11 protein-coding genes and 1 tRNA gene are annotated in these 10292 nt (G+C 35.9%); 10 read left to right on the top strand and 2 right to left on the bottom strand.

Features of this window, described 5'->3' with window-relative positions; genetic code table 11:
• Window positions 1-398: 398 nt before the first annotated feature.
• The 10 genes from P9X27_00640 to P9X27_00595 all read left to right on the top strand — a co-directional run bounded on the left by P9X27_00640 (window position 399) and on the right by P9X27_00595 (window position 9131).
• Window positions 399-842 (top strand): GNAT family N-acetyltransferase, encoded by a 444-nt coding sequence (locus P9X27_00640; GenBank protein ID MDP8252896.1) that lies wholly within the window; start codon window positions 399-401, stop codon window positions 840-842.
• A 336-nt stretch (window positions 843-1178) separates the two neighbouring features.
• Complete coding sequence (locus P9X27_00635) at window positions 1179-2249, top strand: hypothetical protein (GenBank protein ID MDP8252895.1); 1071 nt, start codon at window positions 1179-1181, stop codon at window positions 2247-2249.
• A gap of 444 nt (window positions 2250-2693) precedes the next feature.
• The gene (locus tag P9X27_00630; protein ID MDP8252894.1) at window positions 2694-3026 is read left to right on the top strand and encodes a 2Fe-2S iron-sulfur cluster-binding protein; all 333 of its coding nucleotides are present in this window, start codon (window positions 2694-2696) and stop codon (window positions 3024-3026) included.
• Between the two features lie 374 nt (window positions 3027-3400).
• The gene (locus tag P9X27_00625; GenBank protein ID MDP8252893.1) at window positions 3401-3601 is read left to right on the top strand and encodes a helix-turn-helix domain-containing protein; all 201 of its coding nucleotides are present in this window, start codon (window positions 3401-3403) and stop codon (window positions 3599-3601) included.
• The gene (locus tag P9X27_00620; protein ID MDP8252892.1) at window positions 3591-3917 is read left to right on the top strand and encodes a HipA N-terminal domain-containing protein; all 327 of its coding nucleotides are present in this window, start codon (window positions 3591-3593) and stop codon (window positions 3915-3917) included. The genes P9X27_00625 and P9X27_00620 overlap by 11 nt, the downstream gene beginning before the upstream one ends.
• 4 nt (window positions 3918-3921) lie before the next feature.
• Entirely contained in the window at window positions 3922-4827 is a 906-nt protein-coding gene (locus P9X27_00615; GenBank protein ID MDP8252891.1) for a HipA domain-containing protein, read from the top strand.
• Between the two features lie 87 nt (window positions 4828-4914).
• Entirely contained in the window at window positions 4915-6585 is a 1671-nt protein-coding gene (locus P9X27_00610; protein ID MDP8252890.1) for a glutamine--tRNA ligase/YqeY domain fusion protein, read from the top strand.
• Window positions 6586-6671: 86 nt separating this feature from the next.
• A complete protein-coding gene (locus P9X27_00605) occupies window positions 6672-7118 on the top strand; it encodes a hypothetical protein (GenBank protein ID MDP8252889.1) in 447 nt (148 codons plus the stop codon).
• Between the two features lie 369 nt (window positions 7119-7487).
• Window positions 7488-8804 (top strand): alginate export family protein, encoded by a 1317-nt coding sequence (locus tag P9X27_00600; GenBank protein MDP8252888.1) that lies wholly within the window; start codon window positions 7488-7490, stop codon window positions 8802-8804.
• 244 nt (window positions 8805-9048) lie between these two features.
• Window positions 9049-9131, top strand: a tRNA-Leu gene (locus P9X27_00595).
• Here the strand turns inward: P9X27_00595 and P9X27_00590 are convergent.
• Together P9X27_00590 and P9X27_00585 are read right to left on the bottom strand one after the other, a co-directional pair.
• Entirely contained in the window at window positions 9132-10061 is a 930-nt protein-coding gene (locus tag P9X27_00590) for a response regulator (GenBank protein ID MDP8252887.1), read from the bottom strand. It lies immediately after the preceding tRNA gene.
• On the bottom strand, window positions 10054-10292 hold a 239-nt coding region (locus P9X27_00585), incomplete at its 5' end, for an ATP-binding protein (protein MDP8252886.1). The genes P9X27_00590 and P9X27_00585, both read right to left, overlap by 8 nt.

Below are 10292 nucleotides of genomic sequence, written 5' to 3'. Positions count from 1 at the left end.
TAAATGTCCACCCCATGAGGCTGGACATCTTGTAACTGTTTGAAAGTAAAAGAGTTATGGAAATTGACACCCTGAAATACTGGACAAAATTGGACAAAAAACTCACCTTTTAGCCTATTCTCATAATTTTTGCACCCCTCTGAAACCATAATCCTATTAAATAAGGAATTCGAGTCTCTTCCGGGGTGGCGATAATGCTACTAAAATAGTATCTCTGATATGGCATATATCCTCAGATATTGGTTATATAGTGCATAGTTGTAGGTCTATGGATTCAGAGATATAATTATATCTAATATTTGCACGGGGAGTTTTTATTCCATAAGCCGTTGTAATTTAATTATTTGCAACGGATTTTTATTTGGAATAGAATGAGAAAAAGGTTGAGTTGATTTGATATGGATAAATATGTTATTCGTCAATATGATGAAAATGATTTAAATGATGTTCTGTCTTCTTGGGAAGATGCATCAAAAATTGCACATCCTTTTTTAACTGAGGAATTTCAAGAGAAGGTGCGTCATGATATTCCCAATGTTTATTTACCAAACGCTGATACTTGGGTTGTTGAGCAAAATGGACAGGTGTTTGGTTTTATGGCACTAATTGGCAATGAAGTTGGTGCAATATTTATTAAGCCAGAGTTTCAAGGTAGAGGTGCTGGTCAAGCGTTGATGGATAAGGCTCAGGAGTTATGTGGCAACCTTGAGGTTGAGGTATTTAAAGATAATAAAATTGGTCAGAAATTTTATTTCCGTTATGGGTTTGAGATTTTGGAAGAAAAAGTTCATGAGCCAACAGGCAATAAAGTATTAAGGTTGAAGTTAGTTTCTAGTAAGTAATAGTGCTTGTTGTTATTTTTAATTGCTCAGTATTTTGCATTAACCAGTTGCGAAATTCGTCCAGCAGGGGTAGTTTTTATCTCTCAAGTATTTCTATAGCAATAACTTACAGAGTTTTTTTATTATTAATTTTATACTGATTTGTTGGATTTATAGCTGTTTATTCAATAATATGTCACAAATTTAGCACTATTTGAGATGTGGGTGTTTGAGTGCGAGTCAAATATTCCACTAAAGTATTTGTTTTTTATCTCAGGTTTGGTATGAATTTTGTATGTAATACACCAAAGTGAATAGTATTGAAAATTTAACTAGCAACAAAAAGGAGGCAGGAAAATGAAGAGATTAACATTGTTTGCGGTAGTATTTGTGGTAGTAATCTTTACTGGTTTAATCATTATTAGGATGGCGGATGCGGCTCCTAATCTTGGTGGTGCAGACTTTGGTGGAAAATATGTTATCCCATTAAGCCAAGGAACAACATATCCAAGCACTCAAGTAGATTCTACGACTGCAAGTGAAACAACATCCCCTGCAACACCCTTATCCACTGAAACACTCATTCGCAATCCCAATTTTAATCGTAAAGGAGAACGATATAATATACAATTAACAAATCAAGAAGCAATTGATGTTCTAGGTGTGTTGTTAGATTCGGCAGAAGATGTCTATATAAAAGATTCGATATCAGAGATTAGCTCTCGCTTAGAAACCTTAGAAGAAGGTAACGAGATTTATCTCGCTGCATCAGGGTTTATGAGTCTTGGTGATTTATGGTATATTTCAATAAAGAATGCTGATGGAAGGACTGAAGAAATGTTTGAAATTAATATTGTTTACCCTGAAGAATTTACTGCAGATCTTTCGGAGCAATATCAGCAGACGATTTTTGATATTGAAGGTGACGCACTTGATGTAATGCACTCACTTTTAGTGTGCGGTGACTATGCGGTTAACTGTATTAAACAAACTGTGGCTGGCGATGAACATGATTCAGTAAAGATAGTATATTCGTCATCTGCGCTTCCGCCATCATCTGAGACAGTTGCAGAGTTCGTTGAAAAAGGAGGCACAATTGGTCTTAATCCTGATTTAGATGTAAGATCGATCCTTCCTTTGGGTAGACAGGGACAGATTATAGGTAGAAAACTTCCTAATGGAGGAGCATTAAGTTATCAACCAATGGATTTCCGTTTTCATAGGTCAGGTCTTACCTGGGAAGAAATAGGCGCAGCTATCAATAGTGGATATACCTTTGTATGGGAATTTAAGGTGGGGTTTGGTCCATCATCATATTCATATCCTAGTGTTAGCGAAATAGACGGGAGCTTGAAAATAGTCGATCCTATTGGAACAGTTGTAGAGGAGTATACTTATGAGCAAGATTCATATTTTACTCTTAGATAACAAAATAGTGGGTATTTTCGAGCATAGATTTTACCGTCAATCGATCTAAAAATTAGGGCTTGTTTTTTCAGCTTATTCTTTGTCTCTCTCTTGTTACCTCAGTCTTCTCCTGCCTCTATAACACTCTAATAGAAATGATATGTCTATTCTTTTTGAAAAATTATTAAACCATAGTAATTTTTAAAATTCCTAATATTAATTTAAATATTTTCTTTATATACTTAATTGTGGCTGAAGTTGTTGCTGGTTTAAGCCCCGTAGTTTATCCGTAAATATTAATATGAGCAACCTCTCCAAATAACAAAAAGTTGCGAAATTCGTCCAACACGGGTAGTTTTTATATTTAACCTCTTGTAGTATAATAAATTGCGAGGTGTTTTTGTAGGTTCAAGGGTCTAGCGCAACACTTTGAACTGCTATAATAGCAGGGAAAGGAGAGGAGTAATGAAAGTTACCATTGATGGAAGATTAGTAAGTGTTAGCCATAATGATAAAAATATAGTTGATATTGCCGATAGGGCAAATATTAGTATACCAGCTCCTTGCTATAGAGCCGATATAAGTAAAGGGTGTTGTAAATCATGCATAGTAGAGATAAATGGTGGAAAAAAATATGCATGCGTAACAAAGCCGCTGGATGGTATGAATATTATTATCAATAGAGATGATTTAAAAAAAATTGAGAAAGAAAATATAAAAAAATATAAAGCAATGATAAAGGATACAGCTAAAAGGTGTAATTGTAATTGTTCCGAGAAAACAGATACTTGTTGTTAAAAGGGACATAGTGTATTTTTTGTCTCTTTAGTGAAACACCAATCCCTGAACTCCTCTAAAAAGCTGCGAAACTCGCCTAACACAGGTAGCTTAAATCTTGCTTTGAATTCATCAGTCTATTTTTTGTAATAATTTCCGAAAAATTAGAATGCAATAATATTACAAGGAATAACTTTCGAAAAAAGATATGATGTTTTTGTTTTTTCATACCTTATAGGGTATAAATTAATATGTTTTGATAGTTATTATACCCTTTTAGGTATATTTTGAGTTTAAAGATGTTATTTTCATACCTTATAGGGTATGAAAATAATAATTTATACTTGACATTATACCCTATGAGGTATATATTTTAAGATAACAAGGAGATTACTATGGAGAGTATCGGATTAAAAATAAAAGAGTTGAGATTGAAAGCCAATTTAACACAGGTTGAATTGGCAAAAAGGATTGGGGTAGGGCTCCGTTTTATCAGAGAATTGGAATGGGGTAAACCAACTATCAGGCTTGATAAGCTTAATCAAGTTCTTCAATTTTTTGGCTATCATATTGAGATTATAAAAAATGGAAGATAGTAAATTTAGAAAAGCGCTTGTTCTATTTAAAAACCAAGAGGCTGGGATCTTAGAAGAGATTGAGAAGGGATATAGGTTTACATATAAAGACAGCTTCATTAAGAGTTATCATTCTATCTCTGTCTCTCTGCCAAAAGAGCAGATAATCTTTGAAGATGGAGCCCTCTTTCCTTTCTTTTTAGGACTTTTACCGGAAGGCTGGTATCTTGAAATTGTCAGTAAGATAATGAAAATAGATAAAGATAATAAATTTGAACTTTTGCTTGCTACATGTGAAGATACCATAGGTGCAGTTACAATAAAGGAGATTCAATAAGATTATGCGCTGCTATTCTTGCGGCAAAGAAGTTAACAGCAGAGAGAGCCATCATGCTGCTTGTTTGAGAAAACTTTTTGGGGTGGATTATCTGCCGGAGATTGATTTAAGTTTGATGGAGGTAAATATTAAAGCTCAGCAAATGGCAGGTAAATTATCAATATCCGGAATGCAGCCGAAACTTTCAGTAAAATTAAACAAGAAGAATAAGCAGTTAGAAGTTGTACCTGAAGGAGGAGAATATATTTTAAAACCACAAACTAATACATTTCTTAATATTCCTGAAAATGAAAATTTATGTATGACTATAGCTGATAATTTAGGAATAGATACTCCGCCGCATTCTTTAATCAAGTTAAAAGATGAAACGTGGGCATATATTATAAAAAGATTTGATAGAGAGAGAGGGGTGAAAAAACATCAGGAAGATTTTTGTCAAATACTAGGAGTAGGAGAGGAAAGAAAATATAATGGGACTGTAGAGCAGATAGCAGAGAGACTTGCTGTAATCTCTGAAGTTCCAGGCCTTGATTTGCAATTATTTTTTGAAAGATTATTATTCTTCTTTCTCATAGGCAACGGCGATGCGCACCTAAAGAATTTTTCTATCACCTATAATCAAGAAGGCAGTATTCGATTAGCTCCTGCTTATGATATAGTCTCTTCAAGGTTAGCAATACCAAATGAAAAAGAAGAGCTTGCTATCTCTATAAATGGAAAGAAGAACGATATAGAGCGTAAAGATTTTGATATTTTTGCAAGTTCTTTTAAAATAAACAGCAGTATCTGCTATGAGAATATTATAAAAATAACAGTAATTGATGAATTAATCTCTGAGCTGCAATTGCCGGAAGATCAAAAAATTAGAATGCATGAAATAGTTTCAGCAAGATATGCAAAGATTAATTAATACGGGGAATCATGGGAAAAATATTTCTTAGCTGTTTATGCTGCATGGGAATATTATTAATATGCCTGAAATATATTGATATTTAATATGAAGAGCGAACTATCTAATTTTATTACCGAGATTATCGATAAAGACTTACTTGATGGTAAGTATGAGAAGAGGGTCCATACAAGATTTCCCCCTGAGCCGAATGGTTACCTCCACATAGGTCATGCCAAGTCGATCTGTCTTAATTTTGGATTGGCCAAGAAATATCAGGGGCTATGCAATCTCCGTTTCGATGATACAAATCCCAGTAAAGAGGAGATTGAATATGTTGAGTCTATAAAAGAGGATATAGGCTGGCTTGGTTTTAACTGGGAAGATAGAGAGTATTTTGCATCGGACTATTTTGAAAAGTTTTATCAGGCTGCTATAGATCTTATTAAGAATGGCAAGGCCTATATCTGTGATTTATCAACGGATGAGATAAGAGAACATCGCGGTACATTGACAACTCCTGGTAAGAACAGCCCTTATAGAGATAGACTGGTTGAAGAGAATCTAGATCTATTTAACCGGATGAGAGAGGGTGAGTTTAAAGACGGCTTCTGCGTATTAAGAGCTAAGATAGATATGGCCCATTCTAATATTCTTATGCGCGACCCGGTCCTGTATAGAATTAAAAGAGAGCAGCATCATAGAACTGGTGACGGTTGGGTGATATATCCGATGTATGACTTCGCTCATTGTCTAAGCGACTCTTTTGAAAATATAACTCATTCAATCTGTACTCTTGAGTTTGAAAACAACAGGCCGTTATATGACTGGATATTAGATCAGCTCGATTATTACCATCCTCAGCAGATTGAGTTTGCAAGGCTGAATCTCTCCTTTACTGTCGTGAGTAAAAGAAAGTTATTAGACTTAATTAACTCAGGTGTTGTAGCCGGCTGGGATGATCCCCGGATGCCGACAATATCAGGTTTGAGACGGAGAGGTTATACTTCTAAGTCAATAAGAGATTTCTGCTATAAGATAGGAGTATCTAAGGTAAACAGTCTTATTGATATAAGCTTGCTTGAGAACTCAATTAGGGAGGAGCTTAATAAGACTTCACCAAGAGTCATGGCGGTACTTGATCCCTTAAAGGTTGTAATAGAGAATTATCCAGAAGATAAAGTTGAAGAGCTGGATGCAGTAAATAACCCAGAAGATGAATCTATGGGAACCAGGAAGGTCTCTTTCTCAGATACTCTCTATATTGAAAGAGATGATTTTATGGAGCAGCCTCAAAGTAAGTTCTATCGCTTAGCGCCAGGCCGTGAGGTAAGATTACGCTACGGTTACTTTATAACATGTAATGAAGTTATAAAAGATGATAAAGGCAAAACAATTGAGTTAAGATGCAGTTATGATCCTAAAACCCGTGGAGGAGATGCTCCAGATGGACGTAAGGTTAAAGCAACTATCCACTGGGTCTCAGCTAGAAGTGCAGTTACAGCTGAAGTTCGCCTCTATGATCATCTCTTTTTAAAGCCCAATCCTGATCAGGCAGGGGAGGGAGAGGACTTTAAGTCTAATCTCAATCCTAGTTCTTTAGTTGTTATTAATAATGCTAAACTTGAGAACTCTCTCTCTAATCCAAAAGAAGGAGTGAGATATCAGTTTGAGAGAAAAGGTTATTTTACTTTAGATAAGAACTCAGTAGAAGGAAACCCGGTATTTAATCGTATTGTATCTTTACGTGATAGTTGGGCTAAAATTAGTAAGCAGTAATTGAAATTTAGTAATTAGTTTTAGAATTGAATCTTGACAATTTATTCTCTTAAAGTAATAATGTTATCAATAAATGGAGGTGTAAAATGATTAGAAGTTTCTTAGTTGCTCTTATGGTTTTATCGGTCTTTATAACAGGGTGCTCTACTCTATCCGGCAGAAGAAATTCTAAATTAAGTGATTTTGAGAAACAGCTTGAAGTTTCAGCTCTTCTTAAGTTTGATGATATACCAGTGCCAAGCGGTTTTAAGTTTATTGCAACAGAGTCTTTTGCTTTCCAGACTGATGAGATAAGAGTCGGTCTTCTTAAATATACAGGCAGGGTCTCTCCTGAAGAAGTAGTTGTCTTCTATAAAGAGCAGATGCCCTTATATAATTGGAAGCCTATTAACTTTATAGAGTATGAGAGAAGGATACTTAATTTTGAGAAAGATGAGCAGTCTACAGTCATAACAATAGACGGTAAGGGTTCATCTTCGAGTCTTGTAATAGCTGTCTCACCTCGTTCTGAGAGTGAGTTGTTTGATAGGTAGGCTTATAAACACTGCTTTAAAACCTATTTATTACAAAAAAAGAGTTGATATTACATTGAGAGAAGGTCAATTTATTGTTAATTTTATCTTGACAGGCTTTATAAAGAATATAAAATATTAGTAAGTACAGTTCTTTAAAATATTGGGGATATGATGCCAATCTTAATAGGTTGGCTTCCACTTAAACATCTTCCATTAACTTAAGCTAGGACAAAAGGAGGTGGTGAAAAGAGTAGGTCCAAGGGTTAAAAGGGAAAGATGAAAAGAATATATCGGTAAATACCGTTGTATATTCTTCTCCAGAAAGGGGAAGAAGGCTCGTTAGTAAGGAATTAACGAACCTATGAATTAACTTAAGGAGGAATGTAAATGAAGAAGTTACTAATTATTGCAGCTCTTATGATGCTGGCTACGTCAGCATTTGCAGCTGTACAGAATGTAAAAGTAAGTGGTGATATCACTACTTATGGAGTTGGACAGTATATCTATGATTTAGATGATGATGCTGGTGATGCAGATGTTAGCAGTTACACAGCAGGCGATGAAAACAATTTCTTTGCCACAATCACTCGTTTAAGAGTAGATGCAGACTTAACAGATAATGTTGCAGCTACAATTAGATTGAGCAATGAGAGAGAGTGGGGCGAAGTAGGTCAAGAAAATACTGACGTCAATTTAGACCTTGCTTACATAACATTAAAGGAGATCTTCTATTCACCTTTAACAGTTATGATAGGCCGTCAGGATCTTGCTTACGGTAGCACACTTGTAGTTGGCGATCCTAACACTAATGCGAATGTTGCAGGTGATTCTGATTTAGACAATGCTCCATATTTGAGCAAAGCCAAATCATTTGATGCTATCGTTGGTGTGTTAGATTACGATCCTTGGACAATCGATCTTCTTTATGCAAAAATAAGTGAAATTTACGAAGGTTCAAATGATGAAGATCAGGATATCCTTGGTTTAAATCTTGCTTATGATTTTGCTGATTATGAAGCAGAGACAGAAGCTTATGTGTTTTTTGTTGATGGTGATCAGGCTACAGCATCTGAGGATATAACAGTTCTTGGTTTAAGAGGTAGCTTAGCACCAGCTGATGGTTTAACAATAGGCGCAGAGATTGCAATACAGACTGGCGATTATAGCACTACTCAAGATATGGATGCTTTAGCAGCAACAATTGAAGGTTCATATGTTTGGGATAATGAGTATTCTCCTATGATTAAACTTTGCTATGATTACAGAAGCGGTGACAATGATACTAGCGCTGGTGATTTTGACGCTTGGGATCCGCTCTATGAAGATCAAACCAAAGGTTTGATTGCTGATTATCTCTTTGAGGGTGTAAATGGTGGTGTTAATTCTAATGCTCAAATAATCAACCTTGGCGGTTCATTTCAGCCAACTGAAGATTTGACAATTGCACTTGATTGGTTCAACTATACACTTGATGAGAAACTCAGCTCTGCTCCTAGTACTTGGAATAGCGGCATGGCATCTCAGAGTATAAAATCTACAGAAGATGATCTTGGTAATGAGATTGACCTTGCTATAGTCTATGACTACACAGAAGATGTTGTTATAGGTCTACAGGCTGGTTGGTTTATGCCAGGTGATGTATTTGAAGCTGCTAATGATGATGATGCATTTGCACTCGTTGGTTCTATAGCAGTTAGTTTCTAAAAGTTATTTAGTTTAGTTTTTAAAACCCCCGTAGATTTTTACGGGGGTTTTTCTTTTTCAGCAGCTTTCTTTTATCTAGGTTCATGTAATCCACGTATGATAATGTTCTTTCTGCCATAATACTTTTTTCCATTGAGAGTATTGTGGCAGCTCTTAAAAGGGGGCATTTTAACTTTGGTTTGACAGGTGTTTTTAGGCTGGTTGACTTTCTAGGTTTCTTAGATATAATAGATTCTTCTCATAAGCCGGGATGGCGGAATGGCAGACGCGCATGGTTAAGGACCATGTGAGCTAACGCTTGTGGGGGTTCAAGTCCCCCTCCCGGCATTAACCTCTTCTATCTATTGCGTAGTTGCTTCCAGGAAGTGATTTGGTATACTCTTTTACTTCAGCCCCTCGCTCAGCTACTTCTGCAACATGTTGGAAGTCCATATTTCTATTAGTTACAACAGATACAGTTACAGACATTAAAGGAACATTCTCTTCTTCTCCCTTTCTGTTCTTTGATTCGATGTAGCCTCTATTTAAGTCCTCTTTGGCATAGTAGTAAGTGATCTTTGAATCAAACTTCTTTATAACTGATTTAGATATCTCTTCAGCTCTCTCTGCATCTGTTATTATTACAAAGTCATCTCCTCCGACATGACCTATGAAATCATTTTTTTGGCCTACCTGATCTACTGTCTCAATGAGTACGCGGGCGGTCTCCTGGATTATTCTATCACCTTTTTCAAATCCGTATTTATCGTTATAGGATTTAAACTTATCTAAATCGACATAGCATACTGCAAACTTGTTTTCTGATTTTAACCTGTTCTCGATCTCATTTAATATTGTTACATTGCCGGGTAATCGGGTTAGAGGGTTAGCATCTAAGTCCATCTCAGCACGTCTTAAGATCATCTTGACGCGGGCGATTATCTCTTTCTCATCTGTAGTTTTCACTATATAGTCATCAGCCCCTGCATCTATTCCTTTAATCTTATCAGTCACATCTTCCTTCTTACCTGTAAGCATTATTACAGGGGTGTGGCGTAAGAGTAGGTCTCTTTTTATGAAGCGGCATAGTTCCTCACCATCCATCTCAGGCATAACATAGTCCGTTATGACTAAATCAGGCGGTCTATGAGTAATTTTCTCTATAGCCTCTCTTCCGTTAGAGGCTTCTTCAACATCAAAGCCTTCTGATTTAAATAGTATCGTCAATATATCTCTTATATCAGCATCATCATCTACGACTAAAATTCTTTTAGCCATTTTTTTGTTCCTCTCTTTTTATAGGTAGTTTAAAATAGAAATGGCTTCCTTGTCCAATCTTGCTATTAACCCAGATAGTGCCGCTATGAGCTTCAATGATCTGTTTAACAAGAGAGAGCCCAAGACCTGTTCCTTTCTTCTCTCTGTTTATATTGTTATCAGCTCTGAAGAACTCATTAAATAATTTATCCAGGTCTTTATCGTCAATACCAGCTCCGGTGTCATAGACTT

This window comes from Candidatus Kaelpia aquatica (assembly GCA_030765335.1).
Taxonomy (GTDB): domain Bacteria; phylum Omnitrophota; class Gorgyraeia; order Kaelpiales; family Kaelpiaceae; genus Kaelpia; species Kaelpia aquatica.
This window is presented reverse-complemented; position numbering and strand designations above follow the sequence as displayed.

Coding starts and splice junctions, on each gene's coding strand:
- P9X27_00640 (MDP8252896.1), top strand. CDS start 399: ATGGATAAATATGTTATTCGTCAATATGATGAAAATGATTTAAATGAT.
- P9X27_00635 (MDP8252895.1), top strand. CDS start 1,179: ATGAAGAGATTAACATTGTTTGCGGTAGTATTTGTGGTAGTAATCTTT.
- P9X27_00630 (MDP8252894.1), top strand. CDS start 2,694: ATGAAAGTTACCATTGATGGAAGATTAGTAAGTGTTAGCCATAATGAT.
- P9X27_00625 (MDP8252893.1), top strand. CDS start 3,401: ATGGAGAGTATCGGATTAAAAATAAAAGAGTTGAGATTGAAAGCCAAT.
- P9X27_00620 (MDP8252892.1), top strand. CDS start 3,591: ATGGAAGATAGTAAATTTAGAAAAGCGCTTGTTCTATTTAAAAACCAA.
- P9X27_00615 (MDP8252891.1), top strand. CDS start 3,922: ATGCGCTGCTATTCTTGCGGCAAAGAAGTTAACAGCAGAGAGAGCCAT.
- P9X27_00610 (MDP8252890.1), top strand. CDS start 4,915: ATGAAGAGCGAACTATCTAATTTTATTACCGAGATTATCGATAAAGAC.
- P9X27_00605 (MDP8252889.1), top strand. CDS start 6,672: ATGATTAGAAGTTTCTTAGTTGCTCTTATGGTTTTATCGGTCTTTATA.
- P9X27_00600 (MDP8252888.1), top strand. CDS start 7,488: ATGAAGAAGTTACTAATTATTGCAGCTCTTATGATGCTGGCTACGTCA.
- P9X27_00590 (MDP8252887.1), bottom strand. CDS start 10,061: ATGGCTAAAAGAATTTTAGTCGTAGATGATGATGCTGATATAAGAGAT.